The following is a 25,038-nucleotide window of genomic DNA, read 5'->3' as shown; positions in this document are numbered from 1 at the left end:
GGCGTCGCCCGGACACCCGGCGGCAAAGCGCTCTCGTCCAGGCCGATCAACATTCCGCGTCGTTCACCCACCCGGGTAGCGGACGCACTGATCAGACGCATTCGACCGCCTCCGTACGCCAGGCTTCATCGCATGAGCGGTGTTGTCTCCGGTGCACGTGTACGGCGCACCGGGGTGGTGTATCTGACCCTGTTGGCCGTGGGCGCGGTGGGAGCGCTCCTGGTGGCCCTGCGGATGCAGGACCCGGCCTCCGTGCTCGCGGCGCTGCTGCCGACGTGGGCCGGCGCCTATCTGGCCTGGAACGCCTACCGGGCCGCTCGGACCGAGGCGGTCGTGGCATGCGGCCTCGCCGACGTCGCCGACCGGCTGGCCGAAGCGGTGCGACGGCAGTGGGAGGCCGAGGCGACCATGCGGCTGGCGGCCCCGCACCCGTTGCCGGTTGCCTGGTGTGACGCCGACCCCGCTCTGGCCTCGGACACGCAGGGGCTCGCCGGCCGGGGCGACGAGATCGTCGATGTCTTCACGCGACGCGTTCCGGCCAGGCGTCTGTTGGTCCTCGGCGAGCCCGGGTCGGGCAAGACCCTGCTGCTGGTGCGGCTCGTGCTGGCGTTGATCGAGCGACGGGAGGCCGACGATCCGGTGCCCGTGCTGTTCCCGCTGGCCTCCTGGGATCCGGCCGTACTGGATCTGCGCACCTGGATGGAGCGCCGACTCGTACAGGACCACCCGGAACTGGGGGCTCGCGCCTCCGACGCCTTCGGGCAGGTCACCCTGGCCGCTGTGCTGCTGGAGCGGCGGCTGGTCCTGCCGGTGCTCGACGGGTTCGACGAACTGCCGCCCGCCGTGGGGGCGCTGGCCCTGCACCGCGTCAACGAGGCCCTGCCGTACGGCTGCGGCATGGTCCTGTCGAGCCGTCCCGACGAGTACCGGGCCGCCTCGCACCCGTGCGGCGCCGTCCCCGCCCGGCTCGCGGAACTGGCCGGCATCCATCTTGAGCCGCTCGGCGCCGAGGAGGTCGCGACCTACCTGCGCGACGATGCCGGCGGCCCCCGCACCGCGGCCGCCGAGCGCTGGAGCGCCGTGGTGGAGCCGGCGGGCACGGCCGGGCCGGTGGCGCAGGCCCTGACCAGCCCGCTGATGGTGTCGCTGGCGCGGTCCGTGTACAACCCCCGCCCAGGAGAGCGGCACGAGCGGCTGCCGGACCCGGGCGAGTTGCTGCGGCTGCGTACCCGCACGGCCGTGGGTCACCACCTCCTCGACGCCTTCGTCGACGCCGCGTACCGGCCGCACCCACGCCGCCCCTCCCGCTGGAGCGCGGACCGGGCCGGCCCCGCCCTGCGCTTCCTCGCCCGGTCCATGGAGCGCCGACGCGACGGCACCGCCGAACTCGCCTGGTGGAAGCTGCGGCACGCCGTTCCCACCGCGCTGCCCCTCATGCTGGCCGGCGTGCTGCTGGGCACGGTGGCCTGGTTGTTCGAGGGCATCGGCATGGAACTGACCCACCACTTCACACCGGACGGGGCGCCGGTGCGCTGGGACCAGCGAGGCGGTCTGGGCGTCGTAGCGGCCGGGATCTGCGGCGGCCTGGTGTGCGGTCTCGCGGCGGGCCTGGCCGCCATCCTGCTGTGCGTCCTTGCCGTCGCGCCCGACGTCACCGCCGAACTCGTACTCAACCGCCTGGCCGACGTCACCACCCTGACCCTGGCCGGGGTGATCATCTCCGGCTTCGCGTGCGGCGGCCGACCGTACCTGCGACGGCCCGCCGACTGGGACCGAGCGGCCCTGGTGACCGCGCTCGTAGCCGCCCTCTGCTACACGGCGGCCTTCGGCAACGGCTGCGGCGCGGTGCACGCCCTCCTGTACGGTGTGGCCGCGGCCGCGATCGGCACGGACGGCCTGCGCGCCGAACTCGCCTGTCCGGCCGCGCGGATACGCTGGCACTTCAGCGGACAGAGCCTCGGCCGCGGACTCCAGATCGCCCTGCTGATCGGCGCCAGCATCCTGCTGGAAGGCCTGCTCTCGGACGTCCTGTCGGGCGGCGACGGCCGTCAGTACATCGCACCTCCCCATCCGCGCGCCGCGTTCTGGGCGGCCCTGCAGACGGGCACGGTGTTCGGCGTGGCCGGCGTACTCGTGCACGGCCTGCGTGCCGTCCCGGTCGACCTGGGCACCTCGGTCGACGCGCGGGCCCTGCTCGCCAACGACCGCCGCACCCTGATCACCTGCGTCCTCACGGCCACGGTGGTCGGCGCCGTCAGCATCGGGATCCAGAGCTGGTGCGCCGTGCTGACCGGCTCGACACGCGTGTGGGGCGCCGAGGCGGCCGGCGGCCCGCTGTGGGGCTTCGTCGTGGGGCTCATCCCGGCCGTCCTGACCGGGCTGGCCATCGGGATCCGGCAGTCCGCCTGGGGCCACTACACCGTTGCCCGCTGCTACCTGGCCCTGCGTGCGGGACTGCCGTACGACCTGATGGCCTTCCTCACCGACGCCCACGAACGGGGTGTGCTGCGGCGGGTGGGGGCCGTCTACCAGTTCCGCCACATCGAGCTACAGCACCGGCTCGCCGCCCCCACGAGTCCGTTACAGAGGGCACCGCAGGCACCGCGCTAGGCCGTCGCTTTCAACCTCTTGCCGGGCGCCCGGTGCCCCACGCGGCACGGCCCCGGCTACCAGCCGAACCGCCGGTCCACCACCGCCGCGAACTCCTCGAACGTCAGCACCGCGTCCCCGTTCGCATCCGCCGCGTCGAACAGCGCCGACGACGCCTCCGCGTCCTGCACGCCCCAGAACGGCAGCACCCCCTGCGCCGCCAGCGTCGGCCCCCGGTCCCGCAGCGCCGAAATCACCTCGACCCGCGTCAGCTGCCCGTCGGAATCCAGGTCCAACGCCTCGAACAGGACTCGCGCCTTCTCACTCATCCCAGAACTCCCCACTCGACCCACTCGGCCTCGACCGCATCCCAGGTCCTACGCTCGCACCACGGCGACGGCCAAGGAATACCCCGGTGACGACGGAACTGACGCACCACCGCCCGGCACGCCAGGGTATCCGCCGCCTCCCCGAGCACGTCGTGGAAGGTCCCCCGTCGGCTCAGCCCTCCGCCGTCCGCGCCTCGCCCGCCTGCCGACCGGAGGCACGCGGTGCCGCACCGGCGTCCAGACGCAGCCACCGGGTGATCCCGATCTGCGAGAGGAAGCGCTCGTCGTGGCTGGCGATGATCAGCGCACCCCGGTAGCCCGCGAGGGCCTGGACGAGTTGACCCGTACTGGCCATGTCGAGGTTGTTGGTCGGCTCGTCCAACAACAGCAGCTGCGGCGCCGGGTCGGCCAGCAGGAGGGCCGCGAGCGTCGCCCGGAAGCGTTCCCCGCCCGAGAGCGTGGCGACCGGCTGGTCGGCGCGGTGCGCCTTGAACAGGAACCGGGCGAGCTGCGCGCGGATGCGGTTGGGGACGGCGTGGGGATTGAGGCCGGAGACGTTGTCGAAGATCGACCGGTCGTCGTCCAGCAGGTCGAGACGCTGCGGCAGGTACCGCAGCGGGACGTGGACGGTCGCCCGGCCCCCGGCGGGCGACAGCTCACCCGCGACGGTACGCAGCAGCGTCGTCTTGCCGGTGCCGTTGCGCCCGGTGAGCGCGATCCGCTCGGGCCCGTGCACGCGCAGGTCGCCGAGGGCGCGCCCGGTGCGCAGCCGCAGGCCTTCCAGGGTGAGGACCGTACGGTGGGTGGGCACGGCCGTGTCGGGCAGGTCGATGCGGATGGTGTCGTCGTCGCGCAGGCGCTCCTCGGCAGCTGCCAGCTGATTCTGAGCCTCCGTCAGTCGCTCTTCGTGTACGGCCTGTTGCTTGCCGCGAGACACCTGTGCGGCGCGCTTCATCGTCCCCGCGGCCGCCTTGTCCATGCGGTTGTCCGCGAAGGCCTGCTTGCCGTAACGGGCGCTGCGCGCCTGGCGGGTCTGGGCGGCGAGCAGGTCGCGGCGCTGGCGGGCGACGCCCGCGCGGGCCGTGGCATGGGCCTGCTGGGCCGTCTCCTGCTCGGCGGCGACGGTCTCCTCGTACGCGGTCAGGTTTCCGCCGAAGGTCCGAATGGCGCCGTCGCGGAGTTCGGCGATCTGATCGACGTGGTCGAGGAGTTCGCGGTCGTGGGTCACCACGATGACCGTGCCCCGGTAGTCGGCGAGTGCCTGGCGCAGTCGGGTGCGGGCTTCCCGGTCGAGGTTGTTGGTGGGCTCGTCCAGGAGCAGGACCGCCGGGCGGGCCAGCAGCAGCGCGGCCAGCCGCAGCAGCACAGCCTCACCGCCGGAGATGTCGCCGACGGTCCGGTCCAGCCCGATGTGGCCCAGGCCGAGGCGGGCGAGGGTGGCATGGGTCCGCTCCTCCACGTCCCAGTCGTCTCCCAGCGCGGTGAAGTGCCGCTCGTCCGTATCGCCGGACTCGATGGCGTGCAGTGCGGCACGGGACTCGGCTACACCGAGGACCACGTCGACGGGCAGGCTCGCGTCGAGGGTCAGGTCCTGTGAGAGGTAGCCGGGCTCGCCCGCCACCCGCACGGAACCCGCCGCCGGAGCGAGCCGGCCCGCGATGAGCTTGAGGAGAGTGGACTTCCCGGTCCCGTTGTTCCCGATCAGGCCGGTGCGGCCGTCGCCGGCCGTCCAGGTCAGATCCTTCAGGACGGGCGTGCCGTCGGGCCAGGTGTACGTGAGCCCGGTGCACAGGACGGGCGCGGACAGGTGCATGGTCATGAGTGGGTGTCTCCCCTGGGGCGTACTGGTGACGGGGTCCAGCGCGTGGAGACACCGCGCATCCGCCGCAGGCCGCGGATGGCACGAGGAAAGGAAGGCGCCGCAAGCGGGGGTGGGGCCGGGCAGCATGAAGCCCGGCCCGCAGACGGCTCGCCTGCGAGGTCACACTCGTCGGCACGCCAACAGCGTGCACGGTGTCTCGGACCTCAGCGGCGCACGGGCCTCTCCCAACGGCGGCAACAAGTACGCTTCGACGCTAGCGCACCCCGGCGACGGTTCACTACCGCATTTCCTGCCGCGCCCGCCGGTGAACGCCCATGATCGGCCAACCGTGACGCCGACCGGACATGGCGTGCGTGGACCGCAGCGTCCGCCGACCTTGGGCTCTGCCCCTCCTTGTCACCCAAGGAAAGGCAGAGGCTGCGTCGGTCAGCTACAGGGGCCTGATGTTGGCGGCCTGCAGGCCCTTGGGGCCCGTCTTGACCTCGAATTCCACCTTCTGGTTCTCCTGCAGGGTCTTGAAGCCCTCCACTCGGATCTCGCTGAAGTGGGCGAAGAGGTCGTCACCGCCGCCCTCCGGGGTGATGAAACCGAACCCCTTCGCATCGTTGCACCACTTCACGGTGCCAGTGGCCATGTCCCCTCCCGGGGGTGTCACCGCGCTGCGAGGCCGGACGGCCCACAGTGCAAATGATCATGCTATTCAGGATAGGGAACGGGAACCGTCACTTTCAGGCCCCTGGCAGCCGACTCCCCCTTTGCGGATTGACTTGATGCAATAATCGTCGCCATGACGATAACAATCGGGGATGTGCAAGCCGCCGTGCACGCCATGTCCGCCAAGCTCTACGAAGGGGATGTCCACGACTTGGTCGGGTTCAGCATCCGGGGCGCCTCCCACCCCTACATCGAGGTCCATGACGGGGTCATCCACATGGTCGTGATGGAGCGCGGTGTGGAATCCCAGCAACGCACTACCACCGAGGACCTCGACGAGGCCCTGCACTGGATCGCCCTCTACGCCACCACCACCCTGGCCATCCGTTGGGAGCTGGACCAGCGGGACAGGTGGCCCGCCGACCGGGACTCGCGGATCGGGTGGAACGCCAAGCAGGTCGAACTCCTCCGCCGCCTCGACGCTCGGTGGGCCGAGGAGTTCCGGGCGAGGATTCCCGTGCAGTGCCCGGGAGTCCGGCTGGAGGACGTGGACGCCCACCCCCTCGCTTACGCCCCCAGGGGCATGACGCCGAGGAATCCTTGCTCGCCCGGTACTGGCGCAAACTGCGTACCAAGCTCCGCGAACCGTACTGAATCCCTCGGCGGCGCCCGCCGGACGGGCCGAGCCCAGCCTCCCTGTCAGTGCCGCACCGTAGATTCCCCACCATGGGTATCTACTTGGCCAGTGTCACCGCCGACGACTGGGACGACGAAGAAGTCCTCAAGCCCACCGCCCGCGCCCTCACCGCCGAACTGACACGTCTCAAGCTGCCGCCACTCATACCCCCACAGCCATACGACTTCGTCCCTGGATCAGGCACCACGTTCGAAGAGAAGCTCAACCGCCCCATGGACGGCTTCAGCACCCTGTGTCGCACTCAGCCCGACGGCCAGGACCGCAGCGACGCACTCCTCGGCTGGGAGCTGCTCCTGCCGATCAGCCTTCCCCAGCCCATCGAACTACGCGTGCCTTCGCTCCACCCCGATACCACGATCGCGCAATCCGCCCACACGGTCCTTGCCGCCGCCCGGACACTGGCCGACCAGCTGGCGCTGCCGCCGCAGATCCCCGCACACTGCGACAACCTCAACCTCACCAACTGGTTCGCCAGTACGGAAGTCCAGCGAGCAGCCCAAACGCACCCCGGCCCCTGGCAGGACGACCTCGACGCCGCCTTCTACACGGCGGTGTACCTCCGCGCAGCCGAACACAGCCTGCGCAACGCCTGCCCTCTCCACTACACCTGACCGACCCGACACCCGCCTGACGGTGTTTGGGCTGAGGCTTGCCCGTACCGCTGTGATCCACATATGGCTGGAGGGGTTCCGTTGACCGGTGGCACGACCTTGAAGACCTTGTTGGAGGGCTCGGAGATCGTTCTGGCCCCGGGAGCGCCCGACTCGATCACGGCTCGGCTCGTGGAGGCGGCCGGCTTCCCCGCGGTGTACATGACGGGTTTCGGCGCGACGGCCAGCCGACTGGGCATGCCGGACATCGGGCTGCTCAGCCAGACCGAGATGACCGAGCACGCACGCAACATGACCCGTGCGGTGGCGATCCCGGTGATCGCGGATGCCGACACCGGCTACGGCGGCCCCAGCAACATCGACCGTACCGTGCACGAATTCCTCTGCGCCGGTGCGGCGGCGATCCACCTCGAAGACCAGGCCATGCCCAAACGCTGCGGCCAGACGAGCGGCGTACGGCTGCTCGACGCGGAAAGCAGCGTCAAGCGTCTGCGGTGCGCGCTGGAGGCACGCGGGTCGGCGGACATGCTGGTCATCGGCCGCACCGACGCCCTTCCCGCGCAGGGAATCAACGAAGCGGTCCGGCGCGCCCGCCTCTATCAGGACGCGGGCGCCGACCTGGTCTTCGTGGACGGCATCAAGAAGATCAGCGAACTGGAGGCGGTGGCCGCGGCCGTCGAGGGCCCGAAAGTGGTGTCCATCGTCGACGGCAACGAGACCACGCAACTGACCGCCACGGACCTCCAGGAACTCGGCTTCTCCCTGGCCTTCTACGCCGTGACGGCCCTGTTCACCGCCACGCGAGCCGTCGCTGACGCCCTGTCCCACCTCCGGGCCGCAGGCACGCCCGCCGGTGGTCCCCCGCAACACAGTTACGCCGAGTTCTCCCAACTCGTCGGTGCCGACTTCCACACCGACCTCGACGACCGGTTCGGCGGCTGAGGCCCCGATCGTGGTACGGAGTGATCTCCGCCAGGACCGTGGGTGTTCGCCCGGCCGTCACCGCCGTACATCTTCATCGCGGATCGCGGATCGCGGATCGCGGATCGCGGATCGCGGATCGCGGCCGTCTCGGCGCCCCGGTCCCCCGGACTCGCCATCTCCCCTGTCAGGTCAGCTGCTTGTGCATCACGATGCAGGGCCGCGCGTGCTGGACATCGAAGCGGCGGTCGATCTCCTGCCAGCCGAGCGAGCACCAAAAGACCAAAGCCGTCGGGTTGTTCTCCAGAACCGCGAGACGGACGGCGTTCCTGCCCTGCTCGCGGAAGCGGTTCTCGATCAGCTGCGCCAGGAGTCGGCCCGTCCCGCGTCGCTGCTGGTCTCCGTGCACGATGAGCAGACCGATCCATGGATATCCATCCTTGGGGTGCTCGTGCAGCAGAGACACCACGCCCGCCGCCCGGCCCTCCGGGTCGCGGGCAAGCAGCACCTCGACACCCGGCGTGCCCATCTCCTCCCGCAGATCGGCTTCCACCCGGTCGATGCGGATGTCGTCGGGGTCGTATTCACCAGCGGCACGGCAGTACGCGGGGTTGCTCGCATAGATGCCCGCCACCTCGGCGACCTCGGCGTGCGAAAGAGTCAGCGGGGACAGGGACAGCGTCGACATGCGGCCCAGACTAGTCAGCCATCGAGGTGCCCCGACCACAGTCCGGCGAGCGTAGGAGCCGTGCCACTTCTGAGGTCTGCGGGGTGACAGGGTCACCCGTGGCGGGCCTTGCCCGCGTCAGAGGCAGGGGCCCGCTCAATGCCCGGCGCCAAGGCCGTAAGGCTCTTCGGTTGTGCCCGCAGGAGTAGTACCGTGCGCCTGTTTCCTTCGATGCCACACCAGGCTGCATGCTCGGCGCAGGAGCGATGGGCAGCCCGAGGGGGGTCTGCCATGGAGCAGGGCACCACCGGCACCACCGGGCATGCCTCGACCGACACGACCGTGATCGGCGCTGTACCCGCCACCGACCGCACCTGCCCGGACAGGCGCGGCCACGACGCGCTGCCCGCCGGTATCTGGGCCCTTCAGTCATGCGTGTCCCCTGCCGCCGACCAGGCGAACACGCACGTCCTGGCGTGGGCACGTGGGCTCGGGCTGGTGCGCTCCGACGTTGCCGAGCGGCGCCTCGCGTCCGTACGCCTGGGGGATTTCGCGGCCCGCGTCTATCCGACCGCGACGGTGGAGGACCTGCTGCTCACCACCGACTGGATCGCCTGGCTGGACTTCCTCGACGACCAGAACGACGACCGCCGCACCGCCTTGGACCCGCAAGGGTTCGAGGGCTTCCTGGCAGGCGTCGCCGATGTGGCGTCCACCGGCACCCGCCGCCCGGCCACCGGGCCGATCGGCGACGCGCTGGCCGAGCTGTGGGCCCGCACCCTCGCCCGGGCCGGCAGCAGACTGTGCCGCCGTCTGCATCTGCACCTGCTGGAGTACCTTGCCGGCAACCTGCAACAGGCCGCGTACCGAGGCCTGGGCGACGTCTGTCACCTTGCCGAGTACGGGGCCTTGCGCCGGGCCGCGGGGGGCATCCTCATCACGTTCGACCTCATCGAGTTCGCGGGCGGGAGCGAGCTGCCGCCCGCGGTGTACTACAGCCGCACCTACCAGCGTCTGCTGAGGGCGGCCGGAGACGTCGTGTGCTGGACGAACGACGTGCTCACCGTCGAGAAGGAAACCGCCGCCGGCGACCTGCTCAACCTCGTGACCGTTCTCCAGCGGGCGCACCACTGCCCGCCCGGCGAGGCCCGTGCGCGGGCCCGGGAACTCATCAGCCGTCGCCTCGACGGATTCCGGCGCACTGAAGAGGAGGTGCCCGGCCTGTGTGCGGCGTTGGTATTGGACGGAACGGAGCAGCAGGCGTTGACCGCGTGCGTCGGTCTGCTGAGGGCCTGGATGGGCGGCCACGCCGCATGGGGAATCACCACCAGCCGCTATGCCTTGCTGCCGGGCGACCCGGCGTATCTGGAGGAGCTCATCCCCGGCTCCGCCCGCACCGGTCCGGGCCCCGGCACATGAGGTCCCACCCGCCGACGCTCGTACGCAGCAACTGGAGGGGATGAGCATGCCGCACCCACCGCACGGACGGTTTCCCGGACAGGCCGTGGTCATCGGTGCGGGCATCGGAGGCCTGACCGCCGCACGGGTGCTGGCCGATCACTTCGAGCAGGTCGTGCTCGTGGAGTCAGGCACGCTTCCGGCTACGGCGGGGCCGCGCGAGGGAGTCCCCCAGGCGCGGCACGTGCACGGGATGCTGGCCCGGGGCGCGCGGCAGCTGGAAGCGTTGTTCCCGGGCCTGCAGGCTGAGTTGGTCGCGGCCGGAGCACCGCTCTTCGACCACGGCCTGCTCGCGTCGACGACCGTGTTCGCCGGTCTCGTACCGCGCACACAGGCAGGCGTACAGGCCCACGGCTTCTCGCGGGACCTGCTGGAGTGGTCGCTGCGTCAGCGTGTGGTGAACCATCCGCAGGTCACCGTCCGCGACCGCTCCCCCGCCACCGGACTGTGCTGGAACCGGGAGGCGAGGCGGGTCGTCGGTGTTCGGCTGGCAGGCGGGGAGGTGCTGGACGCCGAGTGGGTGGTGGACGCCTCGGGCAGGTTCTCGAAGTTGCCGCAGTGGCTGGAGCAGGCGGGGTTTCCGCGTCCGGCGGTGAAGGTCGTCGACGCGGGGCTGGCGTACGCGACCATGCTCATCGACGCCCCCGGCCGGGACTTCGAGGCCCTGCAGCACATGAACAGCGCCCCCGACCTGCCACGCGGCGCCTTCGCCATCCACATGGAAGGCGGCCGATGGGCCGTCACGGTGTTCGGTGCGGGCGGGGACCACCCGCCCACCGACGAACAGGGCTGGCGGGAGTTCGCCAAGGCGCTCGGCAACGACGCCCTCGACGCGCTCCTGGCATCCGCGACGCCCGTCGAGGGCGCGGGGATCCACGGATTCAAACGCACCGAAAACCGTCGCAACGAGTACACGGCGATACGGCGGTGGCCCCGGCGCCTGGTCGCGATCGGCGACTCGGTGGCGGCCTTCGATCCCGTCTTCGGGCAGGGCATGACGGTGTCGGTGCTGCAGGCCCAGGCTCTGGGCGAGACGCTGGCCCGGTCCGGCGACCTGGACACGGCCGCACGCCGGACCCAGCGCCGAGTCGGGGCGATCGTACGGACTCCGTGGCTCATGTCCGTCAGCGAGGATCTGGCGTGGCACCACCACCGCGAGCGCGGCGCGCTGCCGCTGCGGCTACGACCGGTCCTTTGGTACAAGCGACGTCTCATCCGCCTCCTGGTCACCGACCCGGAGGTGTTCCGCGTGTTCCTGAGCGTCTATCACATGGTCAAACCGCCGACGGCGCTGGTCGGCCCGCGCATGCTGGCCAACGTGCTCTTCAAGGCCCCACGCCTCGGTCCGGTCACGCCCGTCACCGGCACCGACGGCGCACGGTAGAACAACCAGACGGCGCAACTCGACAACTCGGCAGAGCACAGGCGAAGGGCGGTCGAAAGGTGTCGGAGACCACGCAGATCAGGGTGGGTGCCTGGGCCGGAATCGCGAACCTCCTGCTCTCCCTGGCCGTCCTGCTCACCACGCGGGATTCCTGGAAGTTCTGGCCGGTCCGCGGCGACTCCGACGCGGAGTACGCGGCGTGGTTCGACCAGCACTCGGCGGGAGCGTTCGCCCAGACCTTCTCCACGAACATCGGCGCGCTCCTGGGGATCTGGTTCGCCTTCTCCCTGACCCGAGCCCTCCGGTTGCCCCACGACTCCCTGCTGTCGTTCATCATCCGCACGTCGGCCACCACCATCGTGGCCGGCATGCTCGTCGTCAACGCGATGTTCAGCGTGACGAGCACCCCGCAGTTCATCGACACACCCGAGTCCTGGCCGCTGCTCCGCGCCTTCACCGAAGCGTGCCTGCACACCTTCTACGGCCTGCTGTCCGTCTTCGCGTTCTTCCTTCTCGCCGCAGCCGCAGCGATACGCCAAAGCCGGGAACTACCGGCCTGGACCGGCTGGACCGCCCTTGCGGCGGGTCTCGTCACCCTCGCGGGAAGCGCGATCTCCCTCGTCCGCTCCGGATGGCTGGCCCCGCTGTCCCTGCCCGCCGTCACCCCTTTCTTCCTCTTCTGGCTGTGGGTGGCCTCCGTCAGCATTGTCATGCTGCGACTGCCCTCGCGAGATCTACCTGAAGATCTACCTGGGCGGAAGGAGGAACTGGACATGGGCGACCCCTGACCGCCCCTCGCCACGTGCGCAAGCGTCGCAGCACCGTGCGAAGGTCGTGGAGCCGGACCGGCGGAAGGTCGATCTCCTCGTACAGCTCAACGAAACGGCGGGGAGGTTGGCGGGATGGAGCAGCTCGCCATTCGTCTGGGTGAAGACGCGCCCAGTCTCCGCCCAGGCGCCCTCCCACTCGTCGCGGTCCTTGACCTGCTGGCTCGGTGCCGCTTGAGGGCCTGGACCGGGATGAGCCCGGCGTCCAGATTGGTGTCGATCCACTTCTGCCCGCACGCCTCGCCCCGCCGCAGCCCGCGGAACGCGGACGCCGCCGCTGTCCTCGACCAGGCCGTCAGCCAGCGCGCCCTGGACGACGCTCGCAACCCCACCCACGCACTGACCTGACGCATCCAGCGCCTCGGCAAAAGCCATGCCCCCGGCCCCCGTGCTCGGGCAGCCATGGCTGCCACGACGCCACTGATCACTCCTTGGCGGGGAGCTTGGGAGTGAGCAGTTCCAGCGCCTCCTCCCACCGGAAGCGGTCCGCCCCGCCGCCGGCCTTCGGCCGGTGCGGCTCGTACGAGCCGATGAGGACGCCCATCTCGCGCAGCCGCTCCAGGCTCTGGCTGTACGCGGGGTGGGCTGCCTGGGCGGAGTTCAGGTAAGGCAGGACAGCGGTGGGGATACCAAAACCGTACGACTCGCACAGGATGCCCAGCGCCAAGGTGTCGGAGATCCCCGCCGCCCACTTGTTGATCGTGTTGAATGTCGCCGGGGCCACCGCGATGGCGTCGGCGGGCGGCAGCGGGCGAGGGTCGCCGGGTGAGCGCCAGGCCGAGCGGATCGGGTAGCCGGTCTGTGCCTCGACCGCCTCGGCGTCGATGAAGCCGAGGCCCTGCGGGGTGGCGACGACGCCCACATCCCAGTTCGCCTCCTGGGCCGCAGCGATCAGCTTGCCGACATCGTCAGCGATACCGGAGGCGCACACGACGACGTACAGGAAGGGCTTCTCGGTCTGCCGATCTGGCTGATCACGCACGTGGGGACTCCCAGTTGACGACTGAAGCGGTGCAGTTCAGGCAGCGTACGGCGCCGATCACGAGCGGCCATGTCGGCCACCAGCTCGCGTACTGCCGGGCGGCGGATGTCCTGGGCCGCGCAGCTCTCGGCGATGCGGAGGGCCTGGTACCCGTCGGCCAGACGGCCCAGCTGACTGTAGGCGCGGCCGGCCTCGATCCACCGGAGCCCTGACGTATCCAGGTGAAGACGGGGTAGGCGGCACGGTAGCGAGGCGGCGTGGCGCGTCGCCGTCCGCACAGGAGGAGAGTCGATGTCGTACCAACAGCCGTTGCCGAACCCCGAGTCGGCGATGGACGGACCCACCGAGGCCGAGCACGCGGGGCGGGCCGCGGTGCGTCGCCAGGCCCAGGGAATGAACCATCACGAGGCGGCGAAGGCGTTCCATCGGCTGGCCGCGCGTGCCGACAGCCCGGCACCGGAGGACATCGGAGAGCCGTCGGCCGAGCCGGACGGCGGACGCCGGGCCGCCGAACTCGCCGAGTGGGAACGCGTGGTGGACCAGCTGGCCGGCCATGCGGGCACCTACGACGTCGAGTCGGACCCGTACGTACAGGGCGAACGCGCGGCCGCCGGCGAATCGTAGGGGCAGGGCTGCCAACGCGGCGCGAGGGCACCTCTGCTGCCTTGATGATGCCTCGCGCGGCGGACCTCCAGAAGGCCGCCCGCCTCCCGTCCCTCAGCCGGTCTCCGCGATCGGCCGCGGTTCTACGGCTGTACGACCATGGCCACCGCAGGCGGGAGTACGGCCGGGCGGTCCAGATACGCCAGTACCGCCCGCTTCTGCGGGAGGTACACCTCCGGCAGGTCGATCTCCGGCAGGGTGATCTCTCCCTGGCGCACGAACCCAAGGCGGTTCAGAAGTGCGACGGCCTTCTCGTTGCGGGCGTCGGGCTCGGCCACCGCGCGTCGGACGGCCGGGGCGCGGAACGTGAAGCGGATCAGCGCGTCCACCAGGGTGCGGCTGAAGCCGGGGCGGGGACGGTCCGTCACCGGCGCCAGCATGAGGTGGACGCCGATGTCCCCCTCCCGTACCTCGTAGCACTCGCTGATGCGGTCCTCGGTCGGCTCGTACGTCTGGAACAGCGCCACCGGCTCGTCGTCCAGGCGGACCAGGAAGGCGTGGTGGGTGTCGCGGCGGTCCACGTCCTCGTAGATCTCCTGGACCAGTTCCCGGCTCGCGCCGTTCATGCCCCAGAACTGCGCCCGCTCCTCAATGACCCAGGCGTGCAGCACGGCGCTGTCCGCCGCCGGATCGACCGGTGTGAAGCGGAGGGTGCCGAAGCCCTCCACGGTCTCCGTGTGCACGTCCGCGCGCGAAGACGTCGGGGGCGCGGGGAAAACGAGGGTGGTGGACTCGGGTCTCATGCGGTGTTCCTGTTCCTTCGTGCAGACATGATGGACCCCGTGAGCGTCCTGGAACAGGACATCCGGGGTGCGGTTAGGTTAGGCTCGCCTAACCATAGATGATTGACGTCAGAACTAACAGGCCAACCTGTTTCTCAGGAACCCGGTCCAGTCACTGTTGGGGGCATCCCCCCTGGTCCGGAGGTGCTCCGGTGCGCGGAGGGAACAACCGGTCCGCGCGCCGCTGTTGCACCGAAAAAGACGGGTGCCGCGCGGGCGGGGAACACCGAGACCTTTTTCCCATGGAGGACTTTCATGAATAGCCGACCCTTGACGCTCATGGCGGTACACGCCCACCCCGACGACGAGGCCACGGGAACGGGCGGCGTCCTCGCGCGGTACGCGGCGGAGGGCGTGCGCACGGTCCTCGTGACCTGTACCGACGGCGGTTGCGGCGACGGACCAGGAGGTGTCAAGCCGGGCGACCCCGGACACGACCCGGCGGCCGTCGCGTTGATGCGGCGCCAGGAACTGGAGTCCAGCTGCGAGATCCTGAAGGTCAGTCATCTGGAGATGCTGGACTACGCCGACTCCGGGATGATGGGCTGGGCGACCAACGACGCCCCCGGCTCCTTCTGGCGGACACCCGTCGAGGAGGGCGCTGCCCGACTCGCGGAACTCTTGCGGCGATACCAACCCGATGTGGTCGTCACGTACGACGAGAACGGCTTCTACGGCCACCCCGACCACATTCAGGCGAACCGCATCACGATGGCGGCGCTGGAGATGACCGGGCTGACCCCGAAGGTGTACTGGACGACGGCGCCCCGCTCGATGATGCAGCGGTTCGGAGAGGTCATGCGCGAGTTCGGTGCGGACTGGGAGGAAGCGGATCCCGCCGAGGCCGCCGCGCTGGCCGAGATCGGGCTCCCCGACGAGGAGATCACCACCTGGGTGGACACCGCCGCGTTCGGCGGCCAGAAGTTCGACGCGCTGGCCGCACACGCCAGCCAGGGCGAGAACATCTTCTTCCTCAAGATGGGCCAGGAGAGGTTCACCGAGTTGATGGGCGTCGAGACCTTCGTACGAGTCCAGGACACCACCGGCGCGGCCGTACCCGAGAACGACCTCTTCGCCGGACTGCACTGAAACACCCGCCCACTGCGGCGAACGGGTTCCGGCGGTGCCGTCGTGGGTGCCATCCTGGTGCTTCCTGGCACGGGACGGCCCAGGGAGGGTGCACCATGGCACGTCCGCTCCGCTGGACCGTGACGGTCGCCGCGACGATCGGGGCGTTCCTCCTGTGCCTGTGGCTCGCCCGCTCCGTCTCCTTCGGCTGGCTGCCGCACTCCGACTCCGACCGCTGGGCCCTGGCGGCGGCCTTCGCCGCGGTCTGCGCAGGCGTCGTCGGTACGGCGGTGGGATGGTGGGCCGGGCAGTCGGAGCCCGCGCCCGCCGTACGTCGCGACCACCGGGTCACCCAGAAGGCCACGGCCTCGGACCGGGCGCGGACCGTGCAGATCGGCGGCAGCCAGACCGCACCGGACGCCCCCGCGCCGCAGGCCGGTGACGAGACCTCGGTGGTACGCCAGGAGGCCGACGCCTCCGGGCACGCCGAGGTCCGCCAGATCGGCCGGGACCAGCACCTTCCGGGGACGTAACCGTGCGCAGGCGCCTGCCATGGGTGCGCCAGCGGGTCGTAGCGCGAGGGTCGGCCCACGTGGCCCAGATCGCCGGTGACCACTACACCTACACGTCCGAACGTACGGGGCCGGCGCCCCGGGCCATGGCCGCGCTGCCCGCCGGGCCGCCGCGTCTCGTCGGCCGCGGCGACGAGACCGCCCGGCTCCTGCGCGTACTGGAACCCGGCCCGGCGCGCTCCCCCGCCGCCTCGGCGGTGGTGGTGTCGGCCGTGTCCGGGCTGGCCGGCATCGGCAAGACCGCCCTGGCCCTGCACACGGCGCACGAGGCGGCGGTGGTGCGCGGCTGGTTTCCGGGGGGCGTGCTGTTCGTCGATCTGCGCGGGTACGACCCCCAGGGCAAGGTGACAGCGGAACAAGCGCTCGGTGGGCTGTTACGGGCCCTGGGCATCCGGGGCGAGGACATGCCACCGACCCAGGAGGAGCGGGCCGCCCTCTACCGGTCCGAACTGGCCAGGCTGGCCGACGCAGGCAAACCCGTCCTGCTCGTGGCCGACAACGCTTCCACCCCCGATCAGGTGGCCCCCCTGTTGCCCGCACGCCACGAGCACCGCGCCCTCGTGACCTCCCGCGACACACTGGCCACGCTGCCCGCACGCCAGCTCAGGCTGGGACAGCTGCCCTCCGCCGACGCCCGGGACCTCATCACCACCACCCTCATCCGTTCCGACCCCGACGACGCCCGCCTCGACCGTCCGTCCGACGCGCTGGACGAGGTGGTCGGGAGTTGTGGAGGGCTGCCGCTGGCCCTGAAGCTCGCCGCGGCGCGCCTGACCGGCGATCCCGGTCTCCCGCTGGCCACGTTCGCTGCCGAACTGGCCGACTCCCGTACGCGGCTGGGCTCTTTGCACTACGACGACGACAGCGTGCGCACCGCGTTCGCCCTCTCCTTCCGGCGGCTTGCCCCGCTACCGGCACGGCTGTTCCGGCTGCTGCCCCTTGCCCCCGGAGCCGACATCTCCACGGAAGCGGCCTCGGCACTCCTCGGCCGTCCGGCACGCGGCGAGCTGGCGGACCTCGCGCGGGCCGCTCTGCTGAGCGAGGAGCCCGTCGGCTCCGGCCGCTGGCGCATGCACGACCTCATCCGGCTGTTCGCCTCCGGCCTCGCCCACGAGTACTCCGCGAGGCAGCGGGCCCGAGCGCGGAAGCGGCTGCTGCGGTACTACGCGACCACGGCGAGGTCGGCCACGCGCTACCTGTGGGGCCAGGCGGAAGGCGGGACATCCGGCCCGTTCACCAGCCGCGAGGAGGCGATCGCCTGGCTGGAGGCGGAGCGACCGAACCTGGTCGCGGCCACCCGGATGGCAGCCGGCGGCCAAATCAACCTGGCCGTGGACCTGACCTACGGCGTGTCCATCTTCCTCCACCGATGGGGCTACGTGGACGACAACCTCGCGATACTGAGCGCGGTGGTCCCGGCGGCAGAGGCTGCGGGCCGCACAGTGTGGGCAGCCGGGCTCCGCAACGAGCTGGCCCTGTCCCTCGCCGACGCCGGGCGGGTGGCGGAGGGCGTCGAGCATTTACGGGAAGCGGTCAGAGTCTGGCGGCGGATCGTACGTCGCCGGGCGGCCGCTGCCCCGTCCTTGGCTCTGGTCCTGGCCAACCTCGCCTTCTGGGACGAGAGCCCGGAGCGTCGCCGGGCGGCCGCCGAGGAAGCCGTCGCGATCACGCGCCCCCTGGTGAAGGGCAACGGCCTCCCACCGCCCGATGTCGAGTTGGCGGGGGCCCTCGACAATCTCAGCAGGGCCCTCGCAGACCTGGGCCTGCACACCGAGGCGCTGGCCCCGGCACGCGAGGGCGTGGAGATCCGCCGCCGCCAAGTCGCGTCGGCACCCGGTGGATACGAAGCCCTCTTGGCCGACGCCGTGGTCAACCTCGCCGCGCGCCTCCTGGCGACGGGCGAGACGGCGGGGGCAATCGACCATGCCCACGAAGGAGTCGCCCTCTACCGCCAGTTGGCCGCCGAATCACCCAAGGGGTCCGGCCCCGACCTCGCGAACGCACTGGGCACCCTGGGCCTGTGCCGCGCGCGGGCCGGCCAGTGGGAAGCCGCACGCGAGGCCCACGCCGAGGCCACCGCTGTCCTCACCCAACTGGAACGCCCCCGGCCCGCGCCGTCCTTGAACCTCCTCACGGCGGCCTTGGCGGAGGCGCCGGATGACCACGAATCCGCAGAGGCGTCAGCTGTTCACGAGTCGGGCGACTCCGCCGAGCGACCATGAGTTCCTCAAGATCGCCCTGCATACCCTGCGCGCGGGTCAGCCCACAGTGAGGGTGCGCATCTGACGGGCTACCGGATAGGAACGATTGACGTAAATCGACAGCCAGGTGGTCGCTCGCTCTCCCGGCTTGAGCTTGCGGTCATGGCCGTTCTGGTAGTCAGTCATCACGGCCGTGAAGCGCTGGTTCTTGTTGTTGCAGACGAGCTGTCTGCCCTCCACCCACAGGTTGGCGGCGGTGTCCTCGGCCGTCAGCCCGATGTTGAGCGTGCGCTCGGCGTTGGGCTTGCACCGGTAGCTGAGGACCACCACGTTCGGCGCGATCACCTTCTGAGCGGCAACCATCTCGGGTGCGGGAAACGGCTTCCCTTCGGCCGACGCGCCCCCGGTGGCCGTCGCGAGGGCGGCAAGGGCCATCGCGAGTGACCAGCCCGTCTTTCCTCCATGCATGGGTTCCCCCGTCCGGTATGGGCCAGCTCAACGCTGGACCTTCTCCCCCCGTCCAGGGGGCCGTCCCGCAGCATGACAGGCCGTCAGCAAGCAGGCGTCAAACCATGGGAGGATTCCCGGGTAAACCCTCGCTGTACCTGTATCCAGCCACCTCAGGAATGCTGACCGGGCGCGCGCCAGGCGGCCTGTGCGCCTACGCCTCGTGGGCACCCGCGAACAGGCCACTACCGCTCGCCGAAGAGGCGGATGAGGGGATCAGCGACCGCCTCTGCCGGGGTTGCTAGGCCGCCCGCGGATCGTCACCCGCCGCCCACCCGTGCCACGGGGCGGCTGCACGACTATCGACGCCTCACTCATACCCCCAGGGTCCCCCCGACGGGACATTCCGGCACACCAGGCGCCGGTTGCCAGAGCCACGTGTACGTGGACACCCACACCGGGCGGCCGCCGCAGCATGGCCGTGCCGCCCTGCTGCAGCGGCCAACCGGGGGATCTTCGGCGTGCACGGCGACGGGCCGGGGGCGGCTTGGCGACAGGCGTGCTCTGCTGACCTACGCACCGCGTTCACCCCGACGATCGGCGTCCCGTCGACCAGTTGACCGGATGAGGAGAACCCATGTCCCAGCCGACCCGGCCAGCCCGGCGCACGCTCCGCCCCGCCTGCGCTGTCCTCGCCGGCCTCGCCCTGGCGCTGTCGGCCGCGACCCCGGCCGTTGCTGTCTCGCCCCCGCTGTCCCACCCCCGGACCATCCGGCACTTCGACCTGACGAAGGGTCAGCAGCCCGAGAACATCGCCCTTGAGCCGGACGGCTCCGCTGATCTCACGTTGTCCTTCGCGCGCCAGATCGCCCGGGTCGACCGCAAGGGCCACCTCACCGTGCTTGCCACCCTGCCCGCCTCCGCACAGCCCCATACCGCGCTCATCGGCACGGCGCTCGTCACCGGCATCGCCCGTGCCCACGACGGCACGCTCTATTTCGGCTACGCCACCGGCACCAAGGACCTGCACGGCATCTGGCGCCTGCGCCCCGGCGGCAGGCCCGAGCGGATCGCCGCCCTCCCCGTGACCGGCTTCCCGAACGGCCTCGCCCTCGACGAGGACGAACACTGCCTCTACACCGCCGACTCGGCGCTCGGCGTGGTCCACGTCCTTCCGACGAACGGCGGCACCGCCACGACCTGGTCCGACGACACGCTCCTCAAGCCCACCACCGCGTTCGGCGCCAACGGCCTCAAGGTGCACCACCACGCCGTCTGGGTCGGCAACACCGACACCGGCACCCTGCTGCGCATCCCCATCCGCCGCAACGGCACGGCCGAACCCGCCGAGGTCCGCGCGACCGGCCTGTCGGGCATCGACGACTTCGCCTTCACCGGACACGGCGACGCCCTGATCGCCACCCTCAACGTCCTCAACGAAGCCGCCTACATCACCGCCGACGGCACCCACCACACCGTCCTCACCGGCACCGAAGGCCTGTCCAACCCCACCTCGGTGGCAGTACGCGGCCACGCCGTCTACGTCCCGAGCGGCGCCTACTTCACCGGCGCCAACCCCAACCTCCTCCGCGCCGACTTGCAGCACTGAGCACCCCGCCACCCGCTGAGGAGAATGATCACTCACCCAACGAGTAGACAGTGTCTACGCCTGCACGGTAGACACTGTCTATGACTGATGAGAGCTCCCTTCGGGAGCGGTTGATCGATGTCGGGGTCGGCCTTGTGCTGACCGAGGGCTCCGCGTCCGTGGGCCTGCGGGAAATAGCCCGCCGAGCGGGGGTGTCCCACGGGGCGCCGCGTCGGTACTTCCCGACGCACCACGCGCTGCTCTCGGCTATCGGCCGTCGCGGCTTCGAGGATCTCGCAGCCATGTTCGAGGCCGCGATCGCCGGCACGACCACACCGCGCGGCCAGTTGGAGGCTCTCGCGCGGGCATACGTCGGGTACGCACGGGAACGCCGCGGCATGTTCGAACTCATGTGGCGACACGACCTGCTCGACGGCGCGGCGCAGGCATCAGACCAACCGAGGCTGCGCGAGTCGACCCTCCCGCTGTTCGGACACTTCACCGGACTCGTCGCCCGATGCCGATCGGAGCGGGATGCCGCGCGACGCGCCGACGGGCCGAACGAGGCCGGACTGCCGTCTGCGGTGACCGCCGCCGCCCTGTGGTCGAACCTGCACGGCATCGCCCAGCTGTGGGCCTGGGGCAGCTTGCAACTCGCCCTTGGCGCCCCACCGCTGGACGGCGACCCCGACGACAACCAACGCGACCGGCTCATCGCGGCAGTTCTCGACGCCCACCTCGGCCCGGTGACCTCATGACCGCACCCGCACAGCGACAGATCGCACTTCTCGTCAGCGTGGTCGGCGCGGTGATCGTCGCACTGGACGGAACCATCCTGCTCATGGCTCAGCCCGCCATGCAGCGTGATCTCGGCGCGAGCGTGGCACAGATCCAGTGGACGAGCACCGGCTATCTGGTCGCCGTGGCCGCGTTGCTCGTGATCGCCGGGCGCCTCGGGGATCGGTACGGGCACCCGCGCCTGCTGTTCGTCGGCGTCCTCGGTTTCGGGGCCGCCTCGGCCGGAATCGCGCTTGCACCGACGGTCGGCTGGGTGATCGTCCTGCGCGCGGTGCAGGGCGGGTTCGCCGCGTTCCTGCAACCTGCGACGCTCGCGCTGCTACGGCTGGCGTATCCCGCGGACCGGCTCGGCAAGCCGATCGCCATCCGCACCAGTGCGATCGCGGTGGCGGCAGGGTCCGGTCCGCTCCTGGGCGGTGTTCTCGTGGCTCATCTGGGATGGCGCGCCGTCTTCTGGGTCAACGTGCCCCTCGCCTTCGTCATCGCCGTTCTCGCCCTCGCCGTGCGGACGTCGGCACCTGAACGTGCCAACTCTCCACGGCTCAACCTCACGAGCGCGGGCCTGCTGGCGGTCGCGCTCGCACTCCTGGTCCACGCCTTGGCCGACGTACCCGCGCGGGGGTGGACCGCCGCGCCGACGCTGCTCGAATTCCTCGCCGTCATCGGCGTCGCAACGGTGCTCGCCCGGCACGAACGCCGCACCACGCACCCGATCGTTCCGCCGGCCGTAGCGCGGTCCGTACCGGTGTCGGCATCGATGGCGATCCTGCTGGTCACCACCGCCGGCCTGTTCGGCGCGCTGTTCAAGGCCACCTTCTACCTCCAGGACGTACTTCGACTCGACCCACTCGCCAGCGGTCTGCGCGTGCTTCCGCTGACCGTGCTCATGGTCCTCGGCTCACCCGCCGCGGTCGCCGCACTGCGCCGGTACGGTGCGCGCCGCACCGCGATCGCCGGTACGTTCCTCGTCGCGGTCGGCATCGCGGGGCTGTCCCGGCTCGGTCCCGCCAGCACATGGATGGCCATGGCTGCGGCCTTTGCCGCCATCGGTGCCGGATTCGCCACCGTGATGGTCACCGCCACGGGGACCGTCGTCGGTGACGCGCCGCCCGGGTACGCCGGGGTCGTCGGCGGGCTCAAGCAAACCGCCATGAACATCGGGCCGACCTTCGGCATCGCCGTCGCGGCCGGCGCAACCGGCTCGGCTGTTTCAACCATGAGCTCCACTCTGCTGATCCTGGCCGCACTCGCCGCTCTCGGCCTGTGGCCCGCGTCGCGGCTGCCCCGGCGCCCGACCCACCAGGAAGGAAGCGGCACGACCGCCTCACGCCCGACGCAAGCACCAACACCGCAGGCAGCACCCGCTCGACACGCAAACAGTTGAGCAACCGCCGAACACACCCAGGCTGATCCGGTCATGCATCAGACCGATCTTCAGTGTCGGCACATCTACCTGCGCGCTCAAAGCGACAACCGCGGCGCCAGCACGGCGGCCGGTACGACTGCCCGCTCCGGTCGGCGGCGCCGCTGGGGCCGCGCCGTGCCCGGCCGCCGGTCAGGCGGCCGGGTCGCCGAGCAGGGTGAGGACCTCCCCGATGGTGTGCTCGAAGAGGGGCCCGGGGTCGGTGAGGGCGAAGTCGAGGTGCCCGAACACCTCGACCGCGACCGCCCCGTACAGCCGTGCCCAGCAGGCCACGAAGACGTAGATCGCCTCCAGCGGCAGCGGCTCGCCCGCCAGGTGCTCGCGCACCTCCTCCAGCTGCGCCGCCCAGGCCGGATCGAGGTCCGCGGGCACTCGCACGGCGCCGCGGCGCCACAACTCGACCATCAGATCCAGGACGACGCCCCCGAAGCGCCAGCTCGAATCGTGCGCGGTCGCCCCTGGTGCGGTGTCGGCGTCCGCCACCGGTTTGGCGAACAGCAGGGCGAACTCCTGTGGGTGGGCCAGCGCCCACCGGCGCAACTCACGGCACACCTGCCGCAGCCGCTGCCCCGGCTCGCCGACAGGCCGCAGGTCTCGAGCCGCGGCCAGGGATGCGGCGAGCTCCTCGTAGAGGTGCGAGACCAGGGCCTGGACCAGCTCTCGATGACCGGCGTAGTAGCGGTACAGGCCCGGAGCGGTCAGGCCCATTTCCCGGGCGACCGCCCGGACGGTCACCGCCGCCGGGCCCTCCTCGACCAGCAGCCGACGGGCGATGCGCATCGCGTCGGCCAGCGCCTCCTCCCGCACGCGGTGCCGACGCCTGCCCGCAGCGGCTCCCTGGGTGTCCGTCATGGCCGTGGGCCTGCCCTCCACTTGACAAAGTTAACGGGTATCACTTTAGCTTTCCATGAAAGTTTACGATGTTCACTATCGGCTTTGGGGGGCTCATGAAATACGGCATCGTCCTGACCTACACGCTCACGCCGCGCTGGCTGGCACTGCCGCGCCAGGAGCGGAACCGGATGCGCCAGGAGCACATCGAGCCGCTCTTCGCCCGACATGCGGACCGGATCACGGCCCGGTTCTTCGACGCAGAGGCGTTCAGCGGCCGCTTCTCCGACTTCGCCGTGCTGGAAACCGAGGACCTGGGCGCGTACTACTTCCTCATCGAGGCCCTGCGCGACACCCCGCTCATAAGCGACGGCTACCTCGTCCTCGGCGAGATCCTCCTCGGCGTCCGGGACGGCTTCCAGGCGTACGAGCACCTGCTCACCCCCGGGGCTCCCGCGTGAGCGGGCAGGACGTCCGCGCCGGACGGTGGCCGGTGCGTCCGATGCGGACCGCGGCCGCGCTGGCCGGCGGACGTTCCTGGGGCTGACCGCCGTGCAGGAAGGCGGCGCCCAGTGAGCTCCGCCTCGTTCGCCGTGCACGTCGAAGTGCCCGTCACCCAGCGCGACCCTTCCGGCGAAGTGGAATCGCTTCCACGCTCGCGATTCGACAATCTCCAGGACGGCACCGGCGCATCGGCTACGCCGTAGCCGCCACCTACACCGACCTGCCTCTGCCGGTCCTCGTCGACGGCATGTCCGACGTGGAGCGGTGGCACACTCCCACGCCGTCCGACCCGAAGGAGCACGTTGCGTCCAAGAGGACGCCCCCTTAAGATCACCAGCTAAGGGCGGGGTCGTAGCACAGAGGTAGTGCGCGTACACAACATGGACGAGGACGCCGGTTCGAATCCGGCCGCCCCGCCCCCTTTTCAACTCCTAACACGATGCCGCTGCATGGGCCACCCGCAGGTGCGCGTTCCGTACGTCGGCGCGTGCTCACTGCCGCGGAAGCCATGGGCTCGGCGCCAACCGATATACGTACTCCGGTGGTTGCACAACATCACCCGACTACCGCAACGGTCGAGTTCATCCTGCTCAGTCGGCGACGAACGGGGGTGTATCCAACCGGCACCTCAGTGACTTGCAGGTCGGAGAAGAGCAGGGTCAGCCGGTGCGCGTTGGTTTCGATGAGGACGTCGTGGAAGTCGATCCCGAGGGCGGCCGACCAACGACGTGCCGCATCCGACGAGGGAAGCAGCTTTGCGCCGGGGTACATCGGATGCCACTTCACACCCCTGACGAACCCGCCGAGGCCTGCACCGGTCGCGTGGTCGAGGAGGCGGTCATCCAACGAGCTTTCCCACGTCGTGGCCGGTAGTGCCGTCTCGCATTGGGCCTGGACGCAGTACCGGAAGAGATACCGCAGGTAGGACGGCTTGATCCCCGTGCTCGGAGCCGCTGTCATGTAGACGACGACCTCGTAGTCACGCATGTAGTTGGTGTAGCCGTGGTGCACAACGGCGTGATCGAAGATCTCATCGAGCATCTGCTCAAGTACTGCGGCGTCCATGCCGCTGTTCTACCTCAGGCCCCGTGCTCCCCGGAAACCGCTCTGGCCGAGGGCACCGGCCCACTGGGACGAGAGCCGCGCCGTCCGACGCATCGCGTCTGTCGAGTGAATGCGGCATGGCATCCAAGGCCGAGAGCCTCAACTACCTTGGCGAA

General features: G+C 70.5%; 25 protein-coding genes, 1 tRNA gene and 1 pseudogene. 17 read left to right on the top strand and 10 right to left on the bottom strand.

Going from position 1 to position 25,038, the window contains the following annotated elements; translation table 11 throughout:
• Nucleotides 1-132: 132 nt before the first annotated feature.
• Nucleotides 133-2,610 (top strand): NACHT domain-containing protein, encoded by a 2,478-nt coding sequence (locus IE252_RS17765; protein ID WP_190090406.1) that lies wholly within the window; start codon nucleotides 133-135, stop codon nucleotides 2,608-2,610.
• 56 nt (nucleotides 2,611-2,666) lie between these two features.
• Here the strand turns inward: IE252_RS17765 and IE252_RS17760 are convergent, their stop codons facing one another.
• The 3 genes from IE252_RS17760 to IE252_RS17750 all read right to left on the bottom strand — a co-directional run bounded on the left by IE252_RS17760 (nucleotide 2,667) and on the right by IE252_RS17750 (nucleotide 5,374).
• Nucleotides 2,667-2,918 (bottom strand): EF-hand domain-containing protein, encoded by a 252-nt coding sequence (locus IE252_RS17760; protein ID WP_190090405.1) that lies wholly within the window; start codon nucleotides 2,916-2,918, stop codon nucleotides 2,667-2,669.
• A gap of 172 nt (nucleotides 2,919-3,090) precedes the next feature.
• Nucleotides 3,091-4,731, bottom strand: coding sequence for an ABC-F family ATP-binding cassette domain-containing protein (locus IE252_RS17755; protein WP_373298563.1), 1,641 nt, complete (start codon nucleotides 4,729-4,731; stop codon nucleotides 3,091-3,093).
• 439 nt (nucleotides 4,732-5,170) lie between these two features.
• Entirely contained in the window at nucleotides 5,171-5,374 is a 204-nt protein-coding gene (locus IE252_RS17750; protein WP_190090403.1) for a cold-shock protein, read from the bottom strand.
• Between the two features lie 153 nt (nucleotides 5,375-5,527).
• Here IE252_RS17750 and IE252_RS44270 point away from each other — a divergent pair, with 153 nt between their 5' ends.
• The 3 genes from IE252_RS44270 to IE252_RS17735 all read left to right on the top strand — a co-directional run bounded on the left by IE252_RS44270 (nucleotide 5,528) and on the right by IE252_RS17735 (nucleotide 7,644).
• The gene (locus IE252_RS44270) at nucleotides 5,528-6,211 is read left to right on the top strand and encodes an Imm63 family immunity protein (RefSeq protein ID WP_190090402.1); all 684 of its coding nucleotides are present in this window, start codon (nucleotides 5,528-5,530) and stop codon (nucleotides 6,209-6,211) included.
• A complete protein-coding gene (locus IE252_RS17740; RefSeq protein WP_190090401.1) occupies nucleotides 6,121-6,702 on the top strand; it encodes a hypothetical protein in 582 nt (193 codons plus the stop codon). The genes IE252_RS44270 and IE252_RS17740 overlap by 91 nt, the downstream gene beginning before the upstream one ends.
• Before the next feature lie 99 nt (nucleotides 6,703-6,801).
• Entirely contained in the window at nucleotides 6,802-7,644 is an 843-nt protein-coding gene (locus IE252_RS17735) for an isocitrate lyase/PEP mutase family protein (protein ID WP_229848488.1), read from the top strand.
• 166 nt (nucleotides 7,645-7,810) lie between these two features.
• Here the strand turns inward: IE252_RS17735 and IE252_RS17730 are convergent, their stop codons facing one another.
• Complete coding sequence (locus tag IE252_RS17730) at nucleotides 7,811-8,311, bottom strand: GNAT family N-acetyltransferase (RefSeq protein ID WP_190090399.1); 501 nt, start codon at nucleotides 8,309-8,311, stop codon at nucleotides 7,811-7,813.
• Between the two features lie 270 nt (nucleotides 8,312-8,581).
• Here IE252_RS17730 and IE252_RS17725 point away from each other — a divergent pair, with 270 nt between their 5' ends.
• From IE252_RS17725 to IE252_RS43245, 4 genes are all read left to right on the top strand, one after another.
• The gene (locus IE252_RS17725) at nucleotides 8,582-9,709 is read left to right on the top strand and encodes a terpene synthase family protein (protein WP_190090398.1); all 1,128 of its coding nucleotides are present in this window, start codon (nucleotides 8,582-8,584) and stop codon (nucleotides 9,707-9,709) included.
• 46 nt (nucleotides 9,710-9,755) lie between these two features.
• A complete protein-coding gene (locus tag IE252_RS17720) occupies nucleotides 9,756-11,132 on the top strand; it encodes an NAD(P)/FAD-dependent oxidoreductase (RefSeq protein ID WP_190090397.1) in 1,377 nt (458 codons plus the stop codon).
• A gap of 59 nt (nucleotides 11,133-11,191) precedes the next feature.
• Nucleotides 11,192-11,920 (top strand): hypothetical protein, encoded by a 729-nt coding sequence (locus IE252_RS17715; protein WP_190090396.1) that lies wholly within the window; start codon nucleotides 11,192-11,194, stop codon nucleotides 11,918-11,920.
• Nucleotides 11,921-12,151: 231 nt separating this feature from the next.
• Nucleotides 12,152-12,307 carry a hypothetical protein gene (locus tag IE252_RS43245; RefSeq protein WP_229848486.1) on the top strand — a complete coding sequence of 52 codons (156 nt, stop codon included), beginning with the start codon at nucleotides 12,152-12,154 and terminating at the stop codon, nucleotides 12,305-12,307.
• A gap of 76 nt (nucleotides 12,308-12,383) precedes the next feature.
• Here IE252_RS43245 and IE252_RS17710 read toward each other — a convergent pair whose 3' ends face one another.
• Nucleotides 12,384-12,941, bottom strand: a complete 558-nt coding sequence (locus IE252_RS17710; RefSeq protein ID WP_190090395.1) for a flavoprotein — start codon at nucleotides 12,939-12,941, stop codon at nucleotides 12,384-12,386.
• A gap of 2 nt (nucleotides 12,942-12,943) precedes the next feature.
• Nucleotides 12,944-13,141 (bottom strand): annotated as a pseudogene (locus IE252_RS43240) (helix-turn-helix domain-containing protein); the annotation flags it as partial.
• 91 nt (nucleotides 13,142-13,232) lie between these two features.
• On the opposite strand from IE252_RS43240, the gene IE252_RS17705 reads away from it, so the two are divergent.
• The gene (locus tag IE252_RS17705; RefSeq protein ID WP_190090394.1) at nucleotides 13,233-13,565 is read left to right on the top strand and encodes a hypothetical protein; all 333 of its coding nucleotides are present in this window, start codon (nucleotides 13,233-13,235) and stop codon (nucleotides 13,563-13,565) included.
• 122 nt (nucleotides 13,566-13,687) lie between these two features.
• Here the strand turns inward: IE252_RS17705 and IE252_RS17700 are convergent, their stop codons facing one another.
• Nucleotides 13,688-14,347 (bottom strand): GNAT family N-acetyltransferase, encoded by a 660-nt coding sequence (locus IE252_RS17700; protein ID WP_190090393.1) that lies wholly within the window; start codon nucleotides 14,345-14,347, stop codon nucleotides 13,688-13,690.
• Nucleotides 14,348-14,641: 294 nt separating this feature from the next.
• Here IE252_RS17700 and IE252_RS17695 point away from each other — a divergent pair, with 294 nt between their 5' ends.
• The 3 genes from IE252_RS17695 (at nucleotide 14,642) to IE252_RS17685 (ending at nucleotide 18,248) form a co-directional block, all read left to right on the top strand.
• Nucleotides 14,642-15,475, top strand: a complete 834-nt coding sequence (locus IE252_RS17695) for a PIG-L family deacetylase (protein WP_190090392.1) — start codon at nucleotides 14,642-14,644, stop codon at nucleotides 15,473-15,475.
• Between the two features lie 95 nt (nucleotides 15,476-15,570).
• A complete protein-coding gene (locus IE252_RS17690) occupies nucleotides 15,571-15,987 on the top strand; it encodes a hypothetical protein (protein ID WP_190090391.1) in 417 nt (138 codons plus the stop codon).
• A 59-nt stretch (nucleotides 15,988-16,046) separates the two neighbouring features.
• Nucleotides 16,047-18,248, top strand: a complete 2,202-nt coding sequence (locus IE252_RS17685) for a tetratricopeptide repeat protein (protein WP_190090390.1) — start codon at nucleotides 16,047-16,049, stop codon at nucleotides 18,246-18,248.
• Nucleotides 18,249-18,284: 36 nt separating this feature from the next.
• Here IE252_RS17685 and IE252_RS17680 read toward each other — a convergent pair whose 3' ends face one another.
• Nucleotides 18,285-18,695, bottom strand: a complete 411-nt coding sequence (locus IE252_RS17680) for a hypothetical protein (RefSeq protein WP_190090389.1) — start codon at nucleotides 18,693-18,695, stop codon at nucleotides 18,285-18,287.
• 616 nt (nucleotides 18,696-19,311) lie between these two features.
• Here IE252_RS17680 and IE252_RS17675 point away from each other — a divergent pair.
• The 3 genes from IE252_RS17675 (at nucleotide 19,312) to IE252_RS17665 (ending at nucleotide 22,444) form a co-directional block, all read left to right on the top strand.
• Complete coding sequence (locus IE252_RS17675; RefSeq protein WP_190090388.1) at nucleotides 19,312-20,283, top strand: NHL repeat-containing protein; 972 nt, start codon at nucleotides 19,312-19,314, stop codon at nucleotides 20,281-20,283.
• A gap of 80 nt (nucleotides 20,284-20,363) precedes the next feature.
• A complete protein-coding gene (locus IE252_RS17670; RefSeq protein ID WP_190090387.1) occupies nucleotides 20,364-21,020 on the top strand; it encodes a TetR/AcrR family transcriptional regulator in 657 nt (218 codons plus the stop codon).
• Nucleotides 21,017-22,444 (top strand): MFS transporter, encoded by a 1,428-nt coding sequence (locus IE252_RS17665; protein ID WP_190090386.1) that lies wholly within the window; start codon nucleotides 21,017-21,019, stop codon nucleotides 22,442-22,444. The genes IE252_RS17670 and IE252_RS17665 overlap by 4 nt, the downstream gene beginning before the upstream one ends.
• Before the next feature lie 171 nt (nucleotides 22,445-22,615).
• Here the strand turns inward: IE252_RS17665 and IE252_RS17660 are convergent, their stop codons facing one another.
• On the bottom strand, nucleotides 22,616-23,335 hold the full coding sequence (locus tag IE252_RS17660) for a TetR/AcrR family transcriptional regulator (protein ID WP_190090385.1): 720 nt from the start codon (nucleotides 23,333-23,335) through the stop codon (nucleotides 22,616-22,618).
• A 95-nt stretch (nucleotides 23,336-23,430) separates the two neighbouring features.
• On the opposite strand from IE252_RS17660, the gene IE252_RS17655 reads away from it, so the two are divergent.
• On the top strand, nucleotides 23,431-23,775 hold the full coding sequence (locus IE252_RS17655; protein WP_190090384.1) for a darcynin family protein: 345 nt from the start codon (nucleotides 23,431-23,433) through the stop codon (nucleotides 23,773-23,775).
• A gap of 386 nt (nucleotides 23,776-24,161) precedes the next feature.
• Nucleotides 24,162-24,236: transfer RNA gene (locus tag IE252_RS17650), tRNA-OTHER, on the top strand.
• Between the two features lie 137 nt (nucleotides 24,237-24,373).
• Here the strand turns inward: IE252_RS17650 and IE252_RS17645 are convergent.
• A complete protein-coding gene (locus IE252_RS17645; protein ID WP_190090383.1) occupies nucleotides 24,374-24,883 on the bottom strand; it encodes a YxiG-like protein in 510 nt (169 codons plus the stop codon).
• Between the last annotated feature and the right edge of the window lie 155 nt (nucleotides 24,884-25,038).

The sequence above is a fragment of the Streptomyces melanogenes genome, assembly GCF_014649795.1.
Classification (GTDB): Bacteria; Actinomycetota; Actinomycetes; order Streptomycetales; family Streptomycetaceae; genus Streptomyces; species Streptomyces noboritoensis.
The sequence above is the reverse complement of the archived record's forward strand: the minus strand, read 5'-3'. Positions and strand labels throughout refer to the sequence as shown.

Coding starts and splice junctions, on each gene's coding strand:
- IE252_RS17645 (WP_190090383.1), bottom strand. CDS start 24,883: ATGGACGCCGCAGTACTTGAGCAGATGCTCGATGAGATCTTCGATCAC.
- IE252_RS17695 (WP_190090392.1), top strand. CDS start 14,642: ATGAATAGCCGACCCTTGACGCTCATGGCGGTACACGCCCACCCCGAC.
- IE252_RS17755 (WP_373298563.1), bottom strand. CDS start 4,731: ATGCACCTGTCCGCGCCCGTCCTGTGCACCGGGCTCACGTACACCTGG.
- IE252_RS17750 (WP_190090403.1), bottom strand. CDS start 5,374: ATGGCCACTGGCACCGTGAAGTGGTGCAACGATGCGAAGGGGTTCGGT.
- IE252_RS17665 (WP_190090386.1), top strand. CDS start 21,017: ATGACCGCACCCGCACAGCGACAGATCGCACTTCTCGTCAGCGTGGTC.
- IE252_RS17655 (WP_190090384.1), top strand. CDS start 23,431: ATGAAATACGGCATCGTCCTGACCTACACGCTCACGCCGCGCTGGCTG.
- IE252_RS17760 (WP_190090405.1), bottom strand. CDS start 2,918: ATGAGTGAGAAGGCGCGAGTCCTGTTCGAGGCGTTGGACCTGGATTCC.
- IE252_RS17670 (WP_190090387.1), top strand. CDS start 20,364: ATGACTGATGAGAGCTCCCTTCGGGAGCGGTTGATCGATGTCGGGGTC.
- IE252_RS17720 (WP_190090397.1), top strand. CDS start 9,756: ATGCCGCACCCACCGCACGGACGGTTTCCCGGACAGGCCGTGGTCATC.
- IE252_RS43245 (WP_229848486.1), top strand. CDS start 12,152: ATGAGCCCGGCGTCCAGATTGGTGTCGATCCACTTCTGCCCGCACGCC.
- IE252_RS44270 (WP_190090402.1), top strand. CDS start 5,528: ATGACGATAACAATCGGGGATGTGCAAGCCGCCGTGCACGCCATGTCC.
- IE252_RS17690 (WP_190090391.1), top strand. CDS start 15,571: ATGGCACGTCCGCTCCGCTGGACCGTGACGGTCGCCGCGACGATCGGG.
- IE252_RS17730 (WP_190090399.1), bottom strand. CDS start 8,311: ATGTCGACGCTGTCCCTGTCCCCGCTGACTCTTTCGCACGCCGAGGTC.
- IE252_RS17700 (WP_190090393.1), bottom strand. CDS start 14,347: ATGAGACCCGAGTCCACCACCCTCGTTTTCCCCGCGCCCCCGACGTCT.
- IE252_RS17680 (WP_190090389.1), bottom strand. CDS start 18,695: ATGCATGGAGGAAAGACGGGCTGGTCACTCGCGATGGCCCTTGCCGCC.
- IE252_RS17765 (WP_190090406.1), top strand. CDS start 133: ATGAGCGGTGTTGTCTCCGGTGCACGTGTACGGCGCACCGGGGTGGTG.
- IE252_RS17725 (WP_190090398.1), top strand. CDS start 8,582: ATGGAGCAGGGCACCACCGGCACCACCGGGCATGCCTCGACCGACACG.
- IE252_RS17705 (WP_190090394.1), top strand. CDS start 13,233: ATGTCGTACCAACAGCCGTTGCCGAACCCCGAGTCGGCGATGGACGGA.
- IE252_RS17660 (WP_190090385.1), bottom strand. CDS start 23,335: ATGACGGACACCCAGGGAGCCGCTGCGGGCAGGCGTCGGCACCGCGTG.
- IE252_RS17675 (WP_190090388.1), top strand. CDS start 19,312: ATGTCCCAGCCGACCCGGCCAGCCCGGCGCACGCTCCGCCCCGCCTGC.
- IE252_RS17740 (WP_190090401.1), top strand. CDS start 6,121: ATGGGTATCTACTTGGCCAGTGTCACCGCCGACGACTGGGACGACGAA.